Genomic DNA, 21,447 nt, shown 5'->3' with positions numbered 1-21,447 from the left:
GGATACGGAAAGAAAGCGCAACCAGTTCTATCAGATATTCGTACATGAGGTTACGGAGAGGAGAACTTGCCCAGAGAGGATAGCGAAATCATCGAAGGTTGTCTTAAGGGTGAGGAGGCGGCGTTCAGAGCTCTTCTCCAGAAGTACCGGGCACGGGTTTTCTCGATCGCCCTGAGGATTGTTTCGAATGATGAAGACGCCAGAGACATCGCACAAGAGACTTTTGTCAGAGTGTTCAAATCGCTCTCGCAGTTTGACCAAGAAAGGTCCTTTCAGAACTGGCTTTTCAGGATAGCCGTGAATCTTTCGATAGATTTGATGAGAAAAAGGAAGTTCGCATTCTTCTCGCTTTCGGGAAACAAGGAAGATGGCACAAAGGACCACGACATTGAAGACCAGTCTCCCACACCTGATGTCAGCTATGAAAGCAAGGCCGGAGCAGAGAGGTTTGAGTCTCTCATCGAGTCTCTTCCGGTCAAGTACAAGACTCTTCTCGTGCTCAGGTACAAGGAAGAGCTTTCTTACCAGGAAATGGCCGAGGTTATGGGAATTCCAATGGGAACGATAAAGGCAAGACTGCACAGGGGGCACCGTATCCTCCGGCGGAAGCTGGAGACCAAGAAGGCCAGAGCCGGCACAGGTCTCAGGGCGCGGGTTGTTTTCTAGCTGTCGTACCCTCACCTCAGTCCTCTCCCACAAGTGGGAGAGGAAGAATAAGGAGGGGATTCTTGCTGACCTCACCTCAGTCCTCTCCCGTAAACGGGAGAGGAAGACCAAAGGAAAGGTTAGCGCAGAGATTGTTCGGGTCGGATAAATAGGGCCGCTACTAGTGAACTCGGAGAGAAAGACAATGGGAAGCAAGGCGATATTCCTTGAAGAGAGGTGCACACCATGACGACCAAACATGTTGCTATGCCAACAGTTCTCCTTGTTCTGCTCGGGGCATTCTTGGCTGCGTCTGCCACGGCCAGGGAGAAGTACTCCGAGACCGTTGAATTTTCCCTTGTCCTGAAAGGTGAGAAAACCCTTTCGGTCTCAAGCACAAGCGGGAAGATAGAGATCAGGCCGGGGGTTGGAAACGAAGTCAGATTGAAAGCTATCAAGATATGTTCGGGCAGGAACAAAACGGAAGCAGAAGACGTTCTGAAGGGCATTGAGGTGAAGATGGAAAGGGATGGCGACCAGATAAGAGTTTACTCCGAATACAAAGGGGGCAAGGTGAACCTTGGCTTCGGAAAGATAGAGGTCATAAGGGGCTTCAGAACCCTCAGGGTAGATTTCTATCTCGTCGCACCGCCGGAAATGGCGGTCGGTTTGAACTCAACCAGTGGCGACATAGATGTCAAGGGAATGAAGGCAGGAGCTGACATAAACGTCACGAGCGGGGACTGCGTGCTTTCCGGAATTGGCGGGAGTGTCCGCCTGAGCGCTACAAGTGGAGATGCTATAATCGACGACGTTGACGGTTCAGTTGAAGTCAATAGCACAAGCGGCGACTTGGTCATCAGAACCGCAAAGGGCGATGTTGATGCCAACGTGACAAGTGGAGACGTGAGTGTGAAACAAGTCGGCGGTCGGTGCAGAATCGAGTCCGTGAGCGGGGACATCGATGTTACGGGGTGCCGTAAGTCCGTTGCAGCGCGGTCGTCAAGCGGTGACATCACGGTGACTGATTGTTATGGCGCCGTGAATGTTGAGACAAGCAGCGGTGATGTTGTGCTGACGAGCGGGAACACGATTCGGGGAACGCACTTCTTGAGGGCGTCAAGCGGAGAAGTGACTTTCATGTTGAGGAAGGGCGCGGGGTGTATAATAGATGTGTCAACAGCTAGCGGCGGCATCTACGGAAGGATTCCGATAAATATTGAGTCCGCCACAAGACACAGATTGAAGGGGACTATCGGAAAAGGCGGAGACAAAGTTGAGATAGAGACTGCCTCCGGTGACGTAAGGCTTGTCCTGGAAGGACAGCAGTAGGCTCAGTTTTCTAAGAAGGATGCCTGTATGAAAATCTTCGGATGCTCGAAGTTTGAGAAGAAAATAGATGAATACTTCTCCGGCTCGCTTGGAGAGAAGGAAGCCCAGGAAATGCTGGCCCATATTGAGACGTGCGCCGGGTGCAAGCAAGTATTCAGATTGACGGAAGAGGCGATTCTTAGTGTGAAAAGAATGCCCTTGGTTGAGCCGCCCAAGGGTTTTGACGATCGCGTCCTGTCCCTGGTTTTTGCTCAAGAAGGTTCAAGACTTCCCGCGGAGAAGGGACGCGTCATAGGGCTTTCCAGAAAAGGAAAGCGGATCTGGGCCTTTGCATTCTCATACGTCATAGCATTCGGCTTGGTAATTACCTCGGCGTTCTATCTATACTTCCGGACGAGAGGAACTGTCGGGAAAGGCATTGCCTCGCTTGGCTCGGATTTTCTGGATGGACTGGTTGCGAGAGCCTCAGAGCTGTCGCGGACGCTCGAATATGTCGGCAGCGTCCTGAGGTCCCTTGAAGCGCTCGAGAAATTGACGGGCAATCTGCCGGGACTAGTGCCTAGCTACATGATACTTCTTTTTCTTGTGCCGGTTCCGATTGGCCTAATTGCATTTTTGAGAGAGATACTTGTTGTTCATGAGAGAAGGAAGTAGGGTTTCGGGCAGGATTTTGGCGGCAAAAGTTCATGATCAGAAAACTATCACAGGAGGAGCTTCGATGAAAACCAGAACTGGGTTCGCGTTCATTCTGATTGCAATCGTATCGCTTTCACTGGCTGTGCCTGATCTTCTTCTTGGGAAGACAAAATCCGCTCCCGACAGCGGCGCTGTCGCAACTGAGTTTTCGATCGATGAAGGCGGAATAAAAATCAAGACGAAGGGGAATGCTCTTCACGGAGAGGAAGGCGAGGTTTCCATCGAGATTGGAGAGGGGCATGATGTTGTAAGGATAGGGCACAGCATCATCGTACCGCGCGGGAAAAAGATACGGGGCAGCGTTGTCTCGATCGGCGGTTCGATCTCCGTGTTTGGAGAGGTCCTGGGAGATGCGGTCTCGATCGGCGGCACTGTCAACGTAGATTCCGGGGGAATCGTCAATGGAGACGCGGTTTCCATAGGCGGCAGCGTAATGGAGGGGATCGGGGGCAACATCAGGGGAGAGAACGTGAGTCTTGGATTCCTCCCTTCAGCAATGTTGAAAGGTGGAGGCGCTAAATGGATTTGCGGGTTTCTCCCTTTCGTTAGTGATGCTGCTTGTTTCATCGGGCCGGGATGGGTTATAGGTACACGACTTGCCAAGCTTTTTGTTTTTCTTCTGTTTGGTGCCGTCATGGTCCTTCTCTTCAGAGACCGGATCGGAAGGATTGCATCAACATTCTCATCCAGGTTCGTTCAGTCTTTTGCAGTCGGCTTCACAATTATGATCCTGCTGCTTCCGATATTCCTGATCACGTTTATTCTTCTCTGCATCAGCATAATCGGGATTCCGCTCGCAATTGCCTATCCGTTCATTGTTATGGTCCTCCTCTTCATAGGTTACGTGGCCGGGGCTCTTGTCATAGGGCGAAGAGTGCGCCCGGGACTCGGGCCTGTTCAAGCGGCCCTTCTCGGAATCTTCCTCATTCATCTCATCGGCATAGTCGGCGCGTTGATTTCGCTGCCCGGCGGATTCCTGTGGGGGCTGGGGTTTAGCATCCGGATACTTGGCATAGTGGTCGGAGCTTTTGTCACGACTGCAGGAATTGGAGCCGTTGCGCTGAGCAAGCTGGGGAAAGCCGAAAAGCGAACCGAGGAAAAGGACCCGGCACAAGCAGTAACTGTTTGACAATCTCTGCGTTTCCCGATAGAATATAGCTCTGGAGTCACGCTACATTTCCCGGGAAACGTCCCCCCTATTCGCTGACTACCATGACGCGGAAAGCCATTCCTCTACTGATTCTTGTCTGTCTCTCTGTCTCTTGTGAGAAGCCGCCCACCTCAGTCGATAGCGAGGCCTTGTCTTGCACTGAACAACCATGGCTGGTCAAGAAGCTTGACCCCTCAGGCTATTTGGGAAATCCGGTTTGGGTTCCAGGAGGCAGCCTCATAGGTTTTGAATCCAACAAGGATGACGGAAATACGAACATCTGGAAAGTTGACTACCACAAGCCGGGGGACATTGAAGCCGAAACCGCCATGAAGTTCATTGATCTCGGCGATAATGTCCACGACATCGAATGGTCATATGACGGAATGCAGGTTGTCTATGCTCTCGGGTGGGGAATCGCCAGAGGAGAATTACCAAAGATCTACGTTGCAAACGGGGTGACCGGAAGAGATGCGCGGCCCGTCGCATATGGCTACGCTCCAACCTGGTCACCGGATAACAGGACGATCGCATTCACTACTTTTGATGCCGTGACCGGATATCCGGCGCTCCATATTCTGAATACTTCGCACCTTGCACTTCCGGTGACGCTCCACAGTTCACCTCTCACTATGTCCAACCCATCCTGGTCTCCTGATACATCCAGGATTGCTTTCTCCATGGAGAATTCTGATCTGTGGGGCCGGTCACTGGCCGGCAGATCAATCTGGGTCTATGACTTCAAAAAAGGGACCGCAGAGCAAGTAACGCCCCAAGATAAAGTCTGGATATACGATTACTACGACGACTATCCTTCATGGGCTCCGGATGGAAGAAGAATAATCTACGAAACAAAGAACGACGGTGAAGGCACCTCTTTCGATCTCTGCATCACAGACATAACACAGCAGTTCCCGAAGAGAGTTCGGATAACCTCTACCGACGATCAGGATCACACTCCAAACTGGAGAAGAACGACCGCCAGGGACGAAATAGTCTTCCTCGGGAATGGAAGAATAATGAGAATGTATCTCTGCGAAGGTAGCGGGCGGCATTCCGGAAAGCTTGTGTCAGGACCCAGGACCTGTCTCCGCCCTCCGTGTGAAATCCCCCAGCTCTTTGCGGAATATTTCCCAGAAAGATTCCGAATTACCGATGCGCAGCTCTCTCTTTGTTCCAAGCGCATCTCCCGCCGGCTTTTCTCGAAGCCTCAAACCCAACCTCTAACATTTTTGATTTCAAAGAGTTACAGCAAGTGCCCCGGGACTCCCGCCTCCAAGCTGTGCCGGACCTCGAAATTCCTGGCCCGCCAATATTTCTGGCACATAACCTGCTTCAGTCTGTTGCCGGAGGAGCACTTCAATGAGAAACCCAAGAAAAACAGCTTTGTACATTGTCATAATACTTCTTGCGATCTTCCTCCGCCCTACTCCTGTTTTCCCTTCGACGGTTGACCCTTACAACAGAATTGCGATACATACCCCGGACGAGATACTCAATGGAATGACCGCCAGTGAGGACGGAGTTCTTTACCTCACCAGAAATCTGAGAAAGTGGGAGCTCATCACTGATGTTATGGACGCGAGAATCCCCAACAAAGGTGATGGAGCATTCCATACGATGAACGTTTCCCGGGTTGTTGATGCCCTTAGGAAAATCAGGTTCCCACTCGAAGGCGTTTCAGTTGACATATTCATCCTCCCTTACCCCAGAGCGGAAACGCAAGGCTCCTCCGCCACAGGCAATGCCATCTTCCTTTCCCCTGGGGTAAGGGAATACTCGCAGGAGACGATTGAGTATGTTGCCTCGCACGAAATGGGACACATAGTTCAAAGACAGTACATGCCGGAGACAAGAAAAGATCTTTGGGCCCAATACAAGGCCTTGAGACAAATATCGGATGAAAGCGAATACAACGAGAATTCTGCGCACGACAACCGGCCGCGAGAAGTGTTTGCGGAGGATTTCAGGATGCTCTTCTCGGATGCGACAAGCGAAGGTGAACTCGCGCTGAACGGATCGGTCCCCCCGCCCGAAGACGTGGCCGGGCTCAAGAGCTTTTTCCTTTCTCTCGTTAGCAATAATGACGAGCAGCTTTCGCTGAAGTTGAGTCCAAACCCCGTGAAGGACGGCACCACATTCACTTTTGAAACAAAGTCATCTCGGGATGTGAGTGTAAGGATTTTCGATGTAAGTGGAAGGTTGGTCAAAACGCTTGTCGAAAACCAGAGGGCCAACCGGCAGATGAGAGTGTTCTGGGATGGAAATGACTCAAACGGCCGGGCTCTTCCTGCAGGTATCTACTTTGCCAGACTCTCCACTCCTCAGTCGTACAAAGTAGAGCGAGTGCTTCTAGTCAGGTGAAGGCGGAGTCAATCGGGATTAGCTTCCTTCTCCTACTGCGGTCTTAGGTCTGACAGACTGAACCCCCCTGTCCTCGCCAGCACAGACTTGTCTCCCAGTCCCGCGATATTAACCACGAGGCCGAGAAGATATCTGGGAATTCCACCGCCCGTCTGCTCGCCTCTGTGCCTAAGCTCTCCGCTCAGCCATCCCTGCATCTGAGTGATCTCCTCCAAGCTCAAAGGCTTGAAGGTAGCATTGATTATGAGAAAATACCTGCTCCCTTTCTCAAGCTCCGCCAGAGGGACGATGGAGAACTTCTTACCGAGACAACATTCCGTTTCAACTTGGGGGATGTCCTGAAACCTCTTTGGGGAAGCCCCTTCTGTCTCAACGAGAAACGCATTCTGCCACACGTCATAGTTAACTCTATACTGGCACGACTTTGAAGTAACAAGCCTGTCAAACCATCCCGCCCTTGTTTTCCAGAGCTCAATTCTGTAAGTGAGTGTGGCAGGCATGCCTCTCCCGAGCATCTCCCGCGTCCTTCCCGAAAGCATGCCTTTCAGAGAGAACTCGGCAATAAGAGTCCCGTCAACGTCCCGCACACCTTGTATCTCTATCACTGAAGAAGCCAGTGCCGCGCCGGGCAGGAATGACATGAGCAGGATTGAGAGACTCAGAGCCGCAACGAAGAGGCCCTTAACTCTGTGCGTCATTTCTCTCCTTGTGTCTGACCTAGAAAGTACGGTTGAATCTGAAGCTCACGACAATCGGAGAATTTTCAACTCTCAGGTTCTTTGCGAAATAGACGCCGGTGTGCCCCTTGAGAAGGCCTATTCCGGCGTCAAGGGCGAGTTTCTGATTCCGGAAATCATTTCGGCCCGTCCACGATTTACCCGTGTCGACAAAGAACAGGGCCAGGAACGATGACACATCTATCGCATACTCCGCGTTGAAGAGGAGCATCTCGTTTCCCCTGTATTCCTTGAGACTATGCGCCCTGAGTGTCCCTATCCCGCCGACAAAAAATTGTTTCTGGAGGGGAAGGTTGCCCCTTGGATTTCCTCCAATCTCCGCCCTGAGAAGAAACGATTGGCTCGGGCTCAGGCGAAGATATGTCCTCAGGTCCGCCAGGTATCTCTCAAAACCAAAATCTCCTCCAAAGCGATCTCCCGCCCTCTCCCACTCAACTCTATACCAGTAGCCTGGGCCTCTTCTGTCTTCGTCTCTATACAAGTAGCCCGGACCTTTTCTGTCTTCGTCCAGCATTTCCGGCCATCCGTACTCCCAGGAGACGACCAGGCTTTTCATTGTTCCCTCATCAATCGCAAACGTAGTGTCCCCGATCTCCCAGTTTTGTCTGAAATTGATTCTGCGGCGGAAGAGACTCCAGTCGGTTACTTTGAGAAGCGGATTATAAGAGTCGTTCCTGTACTCGCAGGTGATTGTATTGTGAAAAGCAGAAATCTTGGCGAACGTCGAATACCCGTCCAGGAGAAAGTAATCCCTGAAATCCTTTTTTACGCATATTGCATAGAACATGTTCTCGTCATCCGGAATCATGTCATCAAAGGTCTCAGTCTTTCTGTACATCTTTCCGCCCATAGAGATGACCCGCCCGGGTGTCAGCGGCTGCTCGAGGCCGACGTTGTACTCCCACGCGTCCCTACCAAAACTGTATCCCGCCTGGAGGTCAACGAAAGGATAGAATTCGGCCTTCGGATTGTAATCACCCTTCATATAGAGAAGCCACCCGTTCACCCTCTCAAAGCTCAGATCCAAATCGCTGTCGAACTTGGCTTTCCTCACTACGTGCTTTTCACGCGCGACACGTACGTGTCTGCGTGGTTCTGAGGCGTCAGGAGCATTCTCGTATTCGGCAGATTCTTCTTTTTGGGGCACATACTCGCTGACGACAACACCGTTATCATCTATGTTGATTTCCACGACTTTCTCAGTCTCCACGGTATAGCTTGTGTCCGACGCCCGGCTCTCGACGGGGCTTTCAGTTTCCATTGAGCGAGTAGTGTCCGGCGCTGGAGCTTCCTCCTCCACTGCCAGAGAAAAGAGGTCATATCTGACAGCTCCAAGTGAAGCTCCGGCCGTCAAGGCAACCGTCATCAAGATAAGAGAACCAAGGAATAATGTTGCCCGGAGATCAAACGTTTTCTGTTTCATGGTGCCTCGCATTCTTTTCTCAACGATCCCGATTTCATTCCCGAAAACCCCGATCTGAACTCGAAAAAAGTTCTGCGATAGCCAGTTTTGCATGGGGCGTGCCAGTCGGGATCACCTTGAGGCAAGGTCTGAAACTTGTTCAGGTGCAACGTATTGGTCAGAACTCATGAAATGTATGTGCCGGTTGGAGACTTGTTTTCCGATGCGCAATTGCGACACTGTGTGGAGCTCCTGCCTCACTTGTCGTGCTTCTTGGTTACGCCGTACTTCCTCATTTTCCTGTGGAGGCTTGTTCTGTCTATGCCCAACTTTGAGGCGGCAAGCGAGACATTCCAGTCTGCGCTTTTGAGGTAGTTGAGAATCACCTCTTTCTCTCTTGACGCAAGCTCCGAATTCAATGGCGGAGTTCTCCGGTCTGCCTCTTTCCCGGGAAGGAGCCTTTCGACGTCCCCGGTGGTGATTGTGTCCGAATCGGTCATTATCATTAGTCTCTCAATGAAGTTCTTCAACTCCCTGACATTCCCCGGCCAGAGGCATGAGCACAGAAGGTCCAAAGCCCCCGGCTCGATGGACTTCCTTTTCTTCTCGTTTGTCCTTGCGAACTCCTCAAGGAAGTGCTCCACAAAAAGTGGGATATCGTCCTTTCTGTCCCTCAACGGAGGAACGTGGATCGGAACGACATTCAACCTGAAATAAAGATCTTCCCTGAAGTTTCCCTTTTCTATTTCCTTCGTCAGATTCTTGTTCGAGGCAGAAAGGAGTCTGACATCGAATTCAACAGTCTTCGTCCCCCCGACTCTTTCCAGTTCTCCGGATTCGATGACTCTCAGGAGTTTTGCCTGTGCCTGCAAGCTCATATCCCCTACTTCATCGAGCAGGAGTGTGCCCGAAGTTGCCACCTCGAGCTTTCCTTTTTTCTGCGCAACGGCGCCGGTGAAGGCGCCCCTCTCGTGCCCAAAAAGCTCGCTCTCGACAAGGTGCTCCGGAATGGCGGCACAGTTGAGTTTCACAAAAGGGCCATCTCTCCGTCTGCTATGCTCGTGGATGGTCCTTGCGATAACTTCCTTTCCGGTGCCATTTTCGCCTGTAATGAGAACCTTGCTTTCGGTCGGCCCTACCTTCTTCACGAACTCAAGCAATTCAAGCATGGGGTTTGATTTCCCGATGAGCTCTGGCCGTTTCTCTTTCCTGAAATAAAAAAGCTCCAGGGCGTTTGAAATCGCCACAAGGAGCCGTTCCGGGTGAATGGGTTTCTCCAGAAAATCATATGCGCCCAACTTTATCGCGCTCACCGCAAGATCGATTGTGCCGTGACCGGAAATCATGACCACGGGGATTTCCCTCTGCCTCTTTATCATCGTGAGAAGATCAATTCCGTCTGCGTCGGGGAGTTTCACGTCCAGGAGTATACAGTCAGGGGACCACTCTTCGAGGGCTCTCAGGCCGTCTTTGCCCGTCTTTGAGACGACCGAGAGACATCCTCTGTCCCCGAGGAAACGTGATATTGCTTCGCCCACTTCCCTTTCATCATCGATGATCAGAATCTTCCTGGAATCGAGCTCAAACTCCATTTTCCATCCTGCCTGTCTCCGCAAGGGGCAGCAGGACCAGAACGGCAGTCCCTTCTCCCACCTTGCTCGTAATCTCCATTCGACCGCGGTGCTCCCCGACTATCTTGAGGCAAATGGAAAGTCCAAGTCCAGTCCCGTCTGTCTTGGTCGTGAAGTATGGATTCCAGATCTTCTCGAGAATTTCGTCAGGGATTCCCTTTCCCGTGTCAGTAAACCTGATTGCCAGGTATCCTTCTCCATCCTGGCCGCCCTTTCCCCCGACGACTTCGGTTGCGACGTTGAGCTTGCCTCCTTCCGGCATGGCTTCGTGGGCATTCTTCACTATGTTGTTGAAGACGACCCTCATGAGAGTCGGGTCAACATTGATGGCCGGCAGGGCCGCCGGGCCCTCGTACTCGACACGGACATCCTGCTTCTCCGCCGCCTTGAGAATGTCCACAAGCAAGGACTCAATCTGGAATGGCTCAAGTTTAGGTTCGGGAAGCTTCGCAAAACTCGAAAAGCTTGATGCCATGGATTCAAGAGTCACAAGCTGACCGAGAATTGCCTGGACTTCCTTTCCGATTTCTGAGCTTTCCTTCTTGTCCGGCAGGTCAGCCCTCGACGCTATGCGCTGAAGAGAAAATCTGATCGGCGTGAGCGGATTCTTTATTTCGTGCGCAATCCTTCTTGCCACGTCTTTCCAGGCTGCGATTCTCTCCGTTCGTTTCAGGTCGCGTTCGTATTGCCTGAGATCTTTCGCCATTTTGTTGAAGCTTTGAACGAGCTCCCCGACCTCATCGCGGCTGGTTATTGCCATCTCCCCGGTGAAGCTTCCACTTCCGACCCTCCTCATCTCGGCAGAGAGTAGTCTCAGCGGCCCGGTCAATCTTCCCGAGACATGGCTTCCGATAAGAGCTGCCAGCAGCAAAGCAAGGACCGCGGATAACGCAAAGAATATCCAGACTACTCTCTTGGAAAGCTCTTTATATATATTCAGCTGGTCATAGACACGGATGGCGGCTACAAGGTTCTTTGCCCTCAATATGTCGGCATCATCGAGGAATCTCCCTGCAATGACGGCCCTACCTCGATCCCTCCCCGGGCCGGGCTCGAGTCTCGCGGCCATGACCGTTGAGTCGCTTGCTATTGCCGGGATTTTCCCTGAGAGAAGCGAATCAATCTCGACTCCGGCGATCTGCGGCTGCTTTCCTGTTCCTTTCTGCCACAGCCCAAGGGGCTCCCAGCTCCCACGGTTGTTTCTGCCGTACACCCCGGCGAAGTCAAACTTTCCAGAGGCCCGCAAGCTCTCAACAATTCTCCCCCCCCGGGCTGACCGCAGCGCCTTCTCCGCGTCAGATCCTGACCACCACTTCCGAAATTCAAGCTCAAGCGCAGCCTGTTTATCCTCAATGCTCTGCCTCGCGATGTCCAGGGAGCTCCTCAATCCTTGTCCCACGCCGGGAGTCTCCCACATGTTGACACTTCTTGTGAGCTCCCGCGACAGCAGAAAGGCAAGAGAGAGGTACGGGAAGAGCGCAACTATGGCGACGACGAGCGTGAGCTTTATCCGGAAAGGCATTCTGAGGGCGGAGACGATCCATCCGGCGAAGATAAGCAGAACGGCAACTCCGAGACTCAAGAAGATAAGATTGACAGGAGAAAGCGACAGCATCTAGGGCCTTCCCTTTTGATACGAGCTGCCCAGTTGGCCACAGGCCGCGCCGATGTCTGCGCCTTTGCTTCTTCTGAGGGTCACTGCGCGCCTGGAGGTAAGCAGGACCTTCAAGAATCTGTCAACCTCCAGTTCACCCGGCGGCTCAAACGTCGTGAAGCTGTTTGTATTATAGAGAATTACATTTATCTTGCATTGAAGGCTGTCAGCAAGACTTCTAAGTCTCATTGCATCTTCGATTGAATCGTTCACGTCCCGGATCAGAACGTACTCAAGTGTAACCTTCCTCTTTGTCTCCCCGGTGTAAACCTTGAGGGCAGAGACAAGCTGCTCCAGAGGGTACTTCCTGTTGACACGCATGAGTCTTTCCCGCAAGGAGTCGGTTGCCGCGTTTAGTGAAACCGAAAGCCCGACCCTGAGTTTCTCACGTGCCAGCTTCAGGATTCCAGGGACGATCCCGCAGGTCGAGACAGTGACCCTCCTCGGCGAGATACAGAAACCCTCTTCCGCCATCATGATCCTTATGGCACGAATAGTTGAATCGTAGTTCTGGAGCGGTTCCCCCATTCCCATGAACACAACATTAAACCTTTCGGGCCCCTCAGCGGTTTCTTTTCTCATCCCAAGGAGTTGGCCGACGATTTCTCCCGGAGTCAAGTTCCGTCCCCGGCCAAGCTTTGAAGTAGCGCAGAATGTGCAGCCGAATGAACATCCTGTCTGAGTGGAAAGGCAGTAGGTGGAGCCTTCGCCGGAGGGAATGGCAACCGACTCAACCACAGAGCCGTCTCTCAGACGAAAGACGAACTTGCAGGTTCCGTCAAGACTCGACGTGAGAGTTGCAGCGAGCCCCGTTGCTGCGATTGAAAATCCGTCCCTAATGAAATCTCTTAAGGTCGGCGGCAAGTTCAGAAACCTGTCTGGCGAGGTGATGCCCCTTCTATAGATCCAGTGGAAAATCTGTCTGGCGCGGTACCGCTCGAAGCCGCGGGACTCAAGGAGATTCTCGAGCTCCTTGACAGTGAGGTCAAGGATGTCCGTATTCGCCTGCGCTGTCCGATCCGGTTTCATGCTTGATTGCGAAAGGTTCCCCTGCTGTTTCCGGGGACGCACCCCGATCCGTGCCAGCCCCGGCCAGAGCTTTTTGATTTACATAACCCGACCTTTATGCTAGCATGCGAACAGAAAGAGTGTCAACGCGTCGAGGCCGCGAATTCTCCTGGAAAGTGAAGCTTGGACGGTGCAGGTTCGTGATGGGAGTTCGACAATATATCCCGCTTTTAGACGGAACGAAGAGCTCCAGAAGCAACGCGAGACGCTCAGACACATGTAATTATTGGCATATTAGTGGAACAAAGTGGGTTTTCGACAATGTCGGGTCATCATAAATCAATACATATGGATATGAGCATATGATAAAGAAAGCTATCAGCGCCTTTAAGGCCTTGTCGGATCCCAGCCGGGCACGGATCTTTGAAGTGCTTCTTGAGGGGGAGAAGAATGTCACCGAGATAATTCGTGCGATCGGACTATCTCAGCCAAGAGTTTCAAGACACCTTAGAATTCTCAAGGAAGCCGGCCTAGTCCGGCCGAGAAGAAGCGGGAAGTGGGTTTCGTATCAGGTCGGAGGCGGCGGAGTTAGGCTTCTCCGCATGGGTCTTGAAGCGTTGAGTCAGGTTGAGGGCAGAAGTGTTGACCTGGCACACGATAAGAAAACCGTGGCAGCGCGGAGAGCGGGAGAAAAGGACGCTGGAGTAGGCGTCGTAATCAGGGAACGGGAGGGCGAGAGAAAGGTTTCGCCGCGTCGCTCGAGAGAAGACAATGGCCGCAGAATCCCGGGAGAGAAGAAGGAGATTGAGGACTTTCTGCTTTGAGGTCAGGGACCGATCGGGAGTCGGGAGATCCGGTGGAAGATAGACAGCCCGGAAACTCAGGACGCAGGAATGCAAAGCGTATTGCCACGCTCGACATCGGAACCAACTCCGTGAGACTTCTTGTTGCTGACATAGATAGGAGCGGGAGAATAGTCGTGTCAATGAGAAGAGGAGAAGTAACGCGGCTTGGAGAAGGGCTCGAAAGGAACGGCGAAATCTCCATTGCTGCACGCGACCGGACCGGCGCCGTTGTCGCGAGCTTCGTGGAGGAGGCAAGGAAGTGGGGCGCTTCCGACATTGTTGTTGCGGGGACTGGCGCCCTGCGAAGTGCCCCCAACGGAGCAAACATCGCTGAACATTTCTCGAGGCTCGCAAACCTGCCCGTACGAATTCTCTCCGGTGAGGAGGAAGCAAAGCTGGTCTTCGATGCGGTGAGCTGTCCGCCTTGGAAACAGGCGTCGCGATGCATCGTTCTGGACATAGGCGGCGGAAGTACCGAGATCATCAGCGGCTCTTCCGGCAAAATAGATGATTGGAACAGCGTTGAGATCGGATGCGTTCGACTTACCGAAAGAACGATATCTCATGATCCCCCGCTGCATGAGGAACTTGGCAAAGCGCGGGATGAAGTCGCGAGGGCGCTGCGCGCGGTCGAGGTACCTGAACCGGGAGGTCACCTTCACTGTGTGGGCGGGACAGTCACCACGTTCGCAAGTATCGACAAGAAGCTAACGAAGCACGAGCCCCACAAGATAGAAGGAGTTAAGATGAGCAGGGAAAGTGTCGAAAGCATTGAGAGAGAGCTCTCGGCGCTGCGCCTGGAGGAGAGGATGAAGATTCCGGGGCTCTCTCCGGGCAGGGCTGACATAATTATCGCAGGCGGCGTTATTCTCTCTGAAACACTTAACCATTTGAAATTCAAGGAGTTCATTGTTTCAACAAGGGGCTTGAGATACGGGCTCCTGGGGACCGCCGGGAAGTAGACGGCACGCCGGGGTGCAGGCTGGGTTGTGGAGCCTCAGCAGTTGGGGAGCTTCGGGAAGGAAGGGCGGCAGAGATTCCTGGTTTTGCCGCAGGATTTTGGAATTGACAGGTGTACCCCGAAGCTATATAATTATGATGTGAGCGGTAACAGTCGCTCTCAACCGTTTTCTACTTGCAACAGGCCACGTCGTGGTAGGCGGAAGGCCACCGGCGACCTTGTGTCGCTTCGGAAGGAGTTGGTGCATGTCCGGACGCAGGTACTTTTGTTCCTTCTGTCTGGTTATTGCCCTCACGGGTTTTCTTGCGCTTTTTGCGGGAAAGTTCGACTCCACTGAGCCCGGGAATATCCGGCACCTGAGCTTCGTTCGAGTCTGTGAAGCACAGACGACTCCAAACGCGTGCACTGGTGATCCGGATGACCTGCTTAGCTGGTGGGGTAAGGTCGACAGTTTGCAGGGGCGCAATGCTACTGATCCCGCAGCTCGTACGACCGGTACGACGGGAATACAGGCAAGCAACTCTGTAAGCAGCCTGTCCCTGCAAGCATTGCTGAAGAGGGCAGCAGAAATATTCTTGCTCTTGACTGGACGGAATCCTGATTGGCTCTGGCTAATTATCAAGTGACCTTTTTCTTTTCCAGTAGGCAGTAAAACGTAAGATTTCGGAGTGAGTCCCCCGATGGAAGAGAACTGGAAAAAGAGAAGTTTGCCTCATGTTGATCCCGCGGCGAATGAAGCGGTCCGTGAGACACCAGGTGACGCCTTTGAGGGAGTTGCAGAAGTCCACCTGGCGGCGGACAACACAGCTCTTGCCATAGAGTATTTCGAAAAAGCACTCGGCTCGCTGGATTCGCTCCACTTATATCCTCAGAGAGCTTCAAACATCCTGCACAGGCTTGCCTTCTGTTACAGAAAAAAGGGTGACTATTCGAGAGCCCTCTCCTATTTGAGACGGGGCAGGTCTCTCTTGCGCTCCGACAGGGGGCCGGACCTTGGCAAGCTCTTCGCACTTCAGGGTTCGGTCTATTCCGAGATGGGGCAGTATTCAAGAAGCTTGAGGGCGTTGAACCTAGCTTATGCCCTGCTCAAAGGTACTAGCGAAAACGAAGAGATTGGAAACGTCGAGCTCTATCTTGGCAACATTCACACAAGAATGGGTCAGCTCCCGAAGGCAAGAGAATACTACGAAAATGCACTCTCTACCTTCCGCAGGATTGATGACAACGAGGGAATAGCAAGGGCTCTCAATAATCTCGGCGTCGTTCACAAGAACCTGGGTGAACTCAGACAGGCAGTAGGTTTCCTCGAGAAAGCCATGCGTCTGAGCGAGCGGACCGGAGACTACTCAAAAGTTGCCTCGCACTCGCTCAACCTGGGAATCGTTCATTTGAAACTCGGCTCCTGGGACCTCGCGAGAGAGTACCTTGATAGAAGCGTGAGGATCTTCACCGATATCGGAGGCAAGGCCGGCGTTGTAAAGGCACAGGTTGCAGCTTCCCTGATCCTCATCAGAGAAAGACAGTTTGACAGAGCTCTTTCAGTTCTTGGTGAGACTCTTGCGAAATCTATCGAGAATGGATACAGGAGAGAAGAGGTTCTTTCCCTGGAGTTTGCCGGAGAGGTTGAGCTTGAGAGAAAGAATCTTGCCGAAGCTGAGGCCAAGCTGGAGTGCGCGCTCGAACTGGCCAACGAGATTGCCCCCAAGGGAGATCTCGTGGGAGAAGTGGGCAGGAGATTGGCTGAGGTCAAGCTTGCCAAGGGCGAGCTCGACGAAGCATTCTCTTGTGCCGACTATTCGCTCTCAGCTACGAGAGAGTCCGCAAATTATGGTGAAGAGGGAACTTGTCTGAGAGTCATGGGTCTGGCACTGGGCAGAAAGGGAGCGTGGGATGGTTGTGAAGAGCTCCTGGGTAAGGCGGCCGTACTCCTCGAGGGACACGGCGACAGGTTCGAATTAGCGAAAACCTTTCTTCTTTCCGGAAGGCTGTATCTTGACTCGCTGACTGGAGACAACGCCGACGCAGGGAATGGCGAGAGGGCGAGGACATACCTTGAGAAAGCACTGTCAATGCTCAAGGGACTTGGCCTTCGAGGGTGGATTGGGGAGACCCTTGTTTCGCTTGCGAGACTAGACCTCATCAGGGGCCTTAACGACGAGGCGCTTACCGAGCTCGAGCACGCAGAAAGACTTCTCACTTCCGGTGAGGATGAACTGAAGAAAGAAGTCGGCCTCGTCAGGAAAGCCATTGAGTCGAACTACGTCAAACATATCGACACGGAAAAAGACGAGCTTCGCCTCGTCGAGGAAATGAACAGACTGTTCGGAGGCGGAGGATCGCCGGAATCTCTTGTTTCCGGAATTCTCGCCACAGCCGTTGGAAAGACGGCGGCGGATAGAGGATTCCTTGCAGGCCGCTCCGATGGAAAGGGTTGGGTAGTCCTGGCGACAAAGGGCATGAGCGTGGCTGAGTCGGAGAGGGTGCTCTCGCTCATAAGCATCCCTTCTGAGGGCGATGGAAAACCTAAACCGCGCATTTCGACCAGAGCTTTCGAAGACAACCGGTTCTTGAATGGTGACCACAAGCTCTCCAGTACTCTGAGTTTCATCGCTTTTCCAATAGGTCTTCTCTCCGGTCCGAACGGTATCATCTATGTTGACAGGTCAAGGAACTCCGGCAGGGGAATATTCGGGAAAAGCGAGATAGATATTCTTACGTGCATATCAACGATTGCAGTTGTTGCCCTCGTCGAACAGGAAAAGGCGAGCCTTCTCAGGGAGAACCAGGCTCTTAAAGAGAAACTTTACCCCAGCGCGCACTTCGACAGAGTTGTGACCCAGGATGCAGAGATGCTCAAAGTCCTGAACATGATGGAAAAAGTCAGTGCGAGCTCTGCGACGATCCTGCTTGAGGGTGAAACCGGAACCGGAAAAGGCCTAATAGCCCAGGTTGTGCATGAGGCAAGCCCCAGGAGAGAGAAAAAATTCGTTCAGATAAACTGCGCTGCCTTGCCCGAGCCTCTTCTTGAAAGCGAGCTCTTCGGACATGTCCATGGAGCATTCACCGGGGCCACGAGAACCAAGGTCGGCCTTTTGGAAGAAGCAGATCAAGGGACCGTATTCCTTGATGAAATCGAGAAGATAACTCCTGCGGTACAGAGCAAACTTCTTCATTTCCTCGATAAGCAGGAGATGAGGCCGGTCGGCGGCGTGAAATGGAAGAAGGTTGACGTGAGAGTGATTTGCGCAACCAACACCGATCTCCCAGACAAAATCAGGGCCGGCGGGTTTCTGGAAGATCTCTTCTACCGGCTGAATGACATATCGGTCAGAGTACCTCCTTTGAGGGAACGCAAAGAGGACATCCCCCTACTTGCGAACCATTTCCTGAAGCTCCACGCGGTTCAACTTGGAAAGAAAGTTGGCGGAATCTCGCGTGAGCTGATGGCGAGGATGGTTGATCATGAGTGGCGTGGAAATGTGAGAGAGCTTGAGAAGACGGTCAAGAGAATGATCGTCCTGGCTGAGGAGGGAGAAGAGCTTACGAGTAGGCTTCTTCCTCACGACGTTGGCGAAAAGCACGAGGAGCCCACGCCGAATGGGAATGGGAGTGAACTGAAAACCGAGGTTGAGAAAACCGAGCGCCGTGTGATACTCGACGCGCTGCGAAAGAGCAACTGGAATAAGTCCAAGGCAGCCAGGACTCTCGAAATCAGCTATCCAACCCTCCTCTCAAAGATAAAAGTCCTTGGGATAGACCGCAGAAAAAAGCAGAGGCGGTAGTCTTTCCTCTTTCTGTCAGCCCAGTGTTCCAGTCTCTTGACTCTTGAATAGTATCCCTTCTTTGTCATTGGTTGATGCCTCGTAGTGGTCGCCTCCTGCCGTGTAAGTACACGTAAAATCAACGAGTCACGGACGACTTGAGAGGGCTGGAACGATGAAAGAACGGGATTGTAAAATCTCTTTACAGGCTAACTCCTTATCCTGTTTTGAACTAACCTGTCCCGGAAAACAGACAGGAAAAGTTTACAAAAACAGCCTTAAGTCCGGTGGAAAGAAGACCGTGCCCGAGAGGCTCAAAACAGGGTGATAACCCAATGGCAGTCAGATAGTTAACTTTCTGTTGGAGAAAAAGATGAACCTCTGGCACAGGACTTGCGACTAGAATACGGTCGGAGGGGGGACCTCCGAAAAGTCAGAGCCAGCGGAGGCTATATGGGCTGTCCAAAATGCTCACCACCCCACAGGCCGATGCAAATTAATAGTCCATCTCCGCTGGCTCGGACAAGAAAGAATTGGCCCTTCGCAATGATTCTCTTAAATCCCGAGCGTAGTTGCTAGCCATAGCGGAGGGCCTTCAGATAGAGGCACCGGGCGGCTTAGACCGAAAACGGGGGATGTCCAGGCTAGCGCCGCATTTAGATCCGGTGCTTCCTTTTTTGTGTCTGGAACCTCACATGCTTCACGCAGACCAAAAGCTGGGCTCGCAGACTATCAAACTTCCTTGAGGGAACCGGATACGCAGCATCCGCGCACGTGAAAACTGCCCTCGAGTCATTGAGATTGACCGCACACTCAGATTCCTCTAGGATTTCCTGCATCAGGTTCTCGATTCTTTGTTGTCCGTTGGTGAATTATCGCTTTGTCCTTCAGTGCTGTTGTGATACAGTCATACGCAGGAGTGTTGATCCTCTTTTGCGGAAAGTGGGAATCAAGAGATAAGGCGGCGAGAAAATGAAGAACTTGATTAGAGCCCGTTCAGCAGAATTCTTCTTGATCTTACTGGTGACCCTCCTCTGCCTGAGGCCCGGTTGCTCGCTCCTCGCTGCCCCAGGCCAGACAGGGGTTTCTTTCCTCACGCTCGGAGTCGGCGCAAGGGCAGCGGCGATGGCCAATGCGCACGTGGCGGTTGCCACTGATGCGACAGCCCTCTATTGGAATCCGGCAGGGTTGGCAGAGGTCAAAACAAGAGAAATCGCCGTTTCCCACAGCGAGTGGTTTCAGGGTATAAGATACGAGTTCGCGGGGCTCGCATTCGATGTGGGCAAGAGCGCGGTCGCGCTCGGATTTCAATGGCTCTACTCGGTAGACAAGATAGACGGGCGAGACGAAAATGGAAATCCAAATGGCGATTTCGGCTATTACGACCTCACATACTCCCTATCCCTTGCACGAAAATTCGAAGGCGGGCTTTCCCTGGGCCTGACGTACAAACGTATCACTGAGATGATTGATGATAATCATGCAAACGGCGAGGCCCTCGACGCCGGCTTGAGAATTCCGACTCCCTTGCGCGGGGTCGTGCTGGCTGGAGGCGTGCAAAACATTGGCAGAAATATGCATTTCAAAAGAGAGGATTTTGAACTTCCCAGAACGGTAGTGGGTGGAATAGGGCTTGAGAGAAACCTTCCCGGCGGGACTCTTGTCCTCGCGAGTGACTTGAGGGCGCCGAGAGGAGAAGACTACAAGATTCACGCCGGGGGTGAGTTCACATTACACAGAGGTCTATCTCTTGCTGCCGGGTACAAGATTGGCTATGAAAATGAGAATATCAGTTTCGGAATGGGATATGCTGCCGGACCGCTAAAGATAAATTATTCGTTTACGCCCTTCTACTCAGACCTGGGAAACGTGCAGAGAATTTCTCTTTACAGAAGTTTCTAGGTTCGGCTAAGTCTTTCCGGAATATTCCACTTTTTCAAGTCTTACGCACTTGCCTTCTTCCCACTTCTCAAGCGTAAATAGGCCACCTTCAAGCCGCGCAAAAGAAAAATTCTTGATCCAGTCTCCGAGGACTATCGCTTCCTTTCCTTGCCAGGTGAAATGAATTGGATGGTGAATGTGGCCGAGGACAATTGAGTCAATTCCCTGATTGAATCTTGGTTCACAAATTTCGTGAATCAATTCCGCGTCAGTCGGCCTCCTCCCTTCCGTGTATTTTCGGCTCAGAGTCGATGAGAGTTTGGCTATCTGGAAGCCGATATCAGGATGAATGAGTTTGTAGGCGAAGATGGACACCGGATTTCTCAGAATAGTCTTCAGAAAACGGTACCCAACATCGGTTCGCGTGAACCCGTCTCCATGTGCGACAAGGACTCTTCTTCCCTGAAGCGAGACTTCCTTGCTGCCCGAGGCCACCTCAATGCCGAGTTCCCTCTTCAAGAATTCGCCTATCCAGAAATCGTGGTTTCCCCCCACGTAGGTGAGCCGCATGCCTGAGGATGAAAGCTCCATGAGCTTTGCCAGAATCGGAAAGCCGGTCTTCGGGATGGCAAATCTGTACTCAAACCAGAAATCGAACAAATCGCCAAGAATAAGAAGCTCTCCAGCAACTCTCTTGGCATAGTCAAGAAACGAAAGGAGCCGGGCGGTCCTCACCCTGTCTTCTTTCGGAGTGAACCCTATGTGGGCATCAGAGACAAAAAGTGCAGTGGTCTTCATGATGTGCTGCCTTCTCGGGCGAGGAACGTTTCACCGGAACGACAGGAGTGACGCGACATTTGCACGGCCTCAGTATAACAATCGCCGCATAAGAGTGTCAAAGCGGCAGCAGTGGTTTGCTTGACACATCGTATGCATCGACCGTAATCTAGGAGTTATTCAAGTCTTCTATCCCCGGGAGGTTAAAATGGGAACGTTCGAAGATATGAAGAAGGGTGTAGTCAATTTCTATGTGGGTCTGGCTGGCAAGAGCTCTGAGACAGCCAAAATCGGCATGAAAAAGCTCGATATCGTGGGCGTAAGGCGGAGCATTGCAGATGAGGAAAGGGCTCTGGGGAAAAAGGTCAAGGAGTTGATTGCAGACAATAGCCCCGAATCCATAACGGCAAACAAAGAAGTCCTTGCCTTTGTTGAGAAAATAAGAAAGTTGGAGCAGGATATCTTGTCCAAGGAAGCTGAGATTGAGGAGATCAGAAAGGCTAAGAAACCCCAGGCGCCTGCCGGCTAGTGTGCCGTCCCAGAAATAGCTTTACGAAATGCGGGGCGTTTCATAAGGCACACTGCCAGGGGGTATGAGGGGGT

Annotated in this window: 19 protein-coding genes; 13 read left to right on the top strand and 6 right to left on the bottom strand. The window is 52.3% G+C overall.

All coding sequences use genetic code 11. The annotated features are described in order from the left end of the window. The first annotated feature begins 66 nt into the window (after positions 1-66). From QME66_02965 to QME66_02940, 6 genes are all read left to right on the top strand, one after another. The gene (locus QME66_02965) at positions 67-666 is read left to right on the top strand and encodes a sigma-70 family RNA polymerase sigma factor (GenBank protein ID MDI6807930.1); all 600 of its coding nucleotides are present in this window, start codon (positions 67-69) and stop codon (positions 664-666) included. 225 nt (positions 667-891) lie between these two features. Next, positions 892-1,977, top strand: a complete 1,086-nt coding sequence (locus QME66_02960) for a DUF4097 family beta strand repeat-containing protein (protein ID MDI6807929.1) — start codon at positions 892-894, stop codon at positions 1,975-1,977. Between the two features lie 27 nt (positions 1,978-2,004). Next, a complete protein-coding gene (locus QME66_02955; GenBank protein ID MDI6807928.1) occupies positions 2,005-2,631 on the top strand; it encodes a zf-HC2 domain-containing protein in 627 nt (208 codons plus the stop codon). Positions 2,632-2,695: 64 nt separating this feature from the next. After that, positions 2,696-3,802 (top strand): hypothetical protein, encoded by a 1,107-nt coding sequence (locus tag QME66_02950; protein ID MDI6807927.1) that lies wholly within the window; start codon positions 2,696-2,698, stop codon positions 3,800-3,802. Positions 3,803-3,885: 83 nt separating this feature from the next. Continuing rightward, positions 3,886-5,277, top strand: a complete 1,392-nt coding sequence (locus QME66_02945) for a hypothetical protein (GenBank protein ID MDI6807926.1) — start codon at positions 3,886-3,888, stop codon at positions 5,275-5,277. After that, on the top strand, positions 5,186-6,187 hold the full coding sequence (locus QME66_02940; GenBank protein ID MDI6807925.1) for a T9SS type A sorting domain-containing protein: 1,002 nt from the start codon (positions 5,186-5,188) through the stop codon (positions 6,185-6,187). Before QME66_02945 ends, QME66_02940 begins: the two co-directional genes overlap by 92 nt. Positions 6,188-6,219: 32 nt before the next feature. On the opposite strand, the gene QME66_02935 is transcribed toward QME66_02940, so the two are convergent. The 5 genes from QME66_02935 to rlmN all read right to left on the bottom strand — a co-directional run bounded on the left by QME66_02935 (position 6,220) and on the right by rlmN (position 12,640). Further along, entirely contained in the window at positions 6,220-6,885 is a 666-nt protein-coding gene (locus QME66_02935) for a DUF4390 domain-containing protein (protein ID MDI6807924.1), read from the bottom strand. Positions 6,886-6,904: 19 nt separating this feature from the next. After that, entirely contained in the window at positions 6,905-8,347 is a 1,443-nt protein-coding gene (locus QME66_02930; GenBank protein MDI6807923.1) for a BamA/TamA family outer membrane protein, read from the bottom strand. Positions 8,348-8,583: 236 nt separating this feature from the next. Then, positions 8,584-9,918 (bottom strand): sigma-54 dependent transcriptional regulator, encoded by a 1,335-nt coding sequence (locus tag QME66_02925; protein MDI6807922.1) that lies wholly within the window; start codon positions 9,916-9,918, stop codon positions 8,584-8,586. Next, positions 9,908-11,572 carry an ATP-binding protein gene (locus QME66_02920; GenBank protein ID MDI6807921.1) on the bottom strand — a complete coding sequence of 555 codons (1,665 nt, stop codon included), beginning with the start codon at positions 11,570-11,572 and terminating at the stop codon, positions 9,908-9,910. Before QME66_02920 ends, QME66_02925 begins: the two co-directional genes overlap by 11 nt. Further along, the gene (gene rlmN, locus QME66_02915; GenBank protein ID MDI6807920.1) at positions 11,573-12,640 is read right to left on the bottom strand and encodes a 23S rRNA (adenine(2503)-C(2))-methyltransferase RlmN; all 1,068 of its coding nucleotides are present in this window, start codon (positions 12,638-12,640) and stop codon (positions 11,573-11,575) included. A gap of 341 nt (positions 12,641-12,981) precedes the next feature. Between rlmN and QME66_02910 the strand changes: the two genes are divergently transcribed. The 6 genes from QME66_02910 (at position 12,982) to QME66_02885 (ending at position 20,088) form a co-directional block, all read left to right on the top strand. Further along, positions 12,982-13,443, top strand: a complete 462-nt coding sequence (locus tag QME66_02910; GenBank protein ID MDI6807919.1) for a metalloregulator ArsR/SmtB family transcription factor — start codon at positions 12,982-12,984, stop codon at positions 13,441-13,443. A 32-nt stretch (positions 13,444-13,475) separates the two neighbouring features. Continuing rightward, positions 13,476-14,426 carry a Ppx/GppA phosphatase family protein gene (locus QME66_02905; GenBank protein ID MDI6807918.1) on the top strand — a complete coding sequence of 317 codons (951 nt, stop codon included), beginning with the start codon at positions 13,476-13,478 and terminating at the stop codon, positions 14,424-14,426. A gap of 244 nt (positions 14,427-14,670) precedes the next feature. After that, positions 14,671-15,051 (top strand): hypothetical protein, encoded by a 381-nt coding sequence (locus QME66_02900; GenBank protein ID MDI6807917.1) that lies wholly within the window; start codon positions 14,671-14,673, stop codon positions 15,049-15,051. Between the two features lie 54 nt (positions 15,052-15,105). Next, entirely contained in the window at positions 15,106-18,207 is a 3,102-nt protein-coding gene (locus tag QME66_02895) for a sigma 54-interacting transcriptional regulator (protein ID MDI6807916.1), read from the top strand. Between the two features lie 154 nt (positions 18,208-18,361). Then, positions 18,362-18,514, top strand: coding sequence for a hypothetical protein (locus tag QME66_02890; GenBank protein ID MDI6807915.1), 153 nt, complete (start codon positions 18,362-18,364; stop codon positions 18,512-18,514). 644 nt (positions 18,515-19,158) lie between these two features. Then, complete coding sequence (locus tag QME66_02885; protein ID MDI6807914.1) at positions 19,159-20,088, top strand: PorV/PorQ family protein; 930 nt, start codon at positions 19,159-19,161, stop codon at positions 20,086-20,088. A gap of 6 nt (positions 20,089-20,094) precedes the next feature. Here the strand turns inward: QME66_02885 and QME66_02880 are convergent, their stop codons facing one another. Then, entirely contained in the window at positions 20,095-20,865 is a 771-nt protein-coding gene (locus QME66_02880) for a UDP-2,3-diacylglucosamine diphosphatase (protein ID MDI6807913.1), read from the bottom strand. Positions 20,866-21,052: 187 nt separating this feature from the next. On the opposite strand from QME66_02880, the gene QME66_02875 reads away from it, so the two are divergent. Further along, a complete protein-coding gene (locus tag QME66_02875) occupies positions 21,053-21,373 on the top strand; it encodes a hypothetical protein (protein ID MDI6807912.1) in 321 nt (106 codons plus the stop codon). Positions 21,374-21,447: the final 74 nt, after the last annotated feature.

The organism is Candidatus Eisenbacteria bacterium (genome assembly GCA_030017955.1).
Taxonomy (GTDB): Bacteria; Eisenbacteria; RBG-16-71-46; order JASEGR01; family JASEGR01; genus JASEGR01.
The sequence above is the reverse complement of the archived record's forward strand: the minus strand, read 5'-3'. Positions and strand labels throughout refer to the sequence as shown.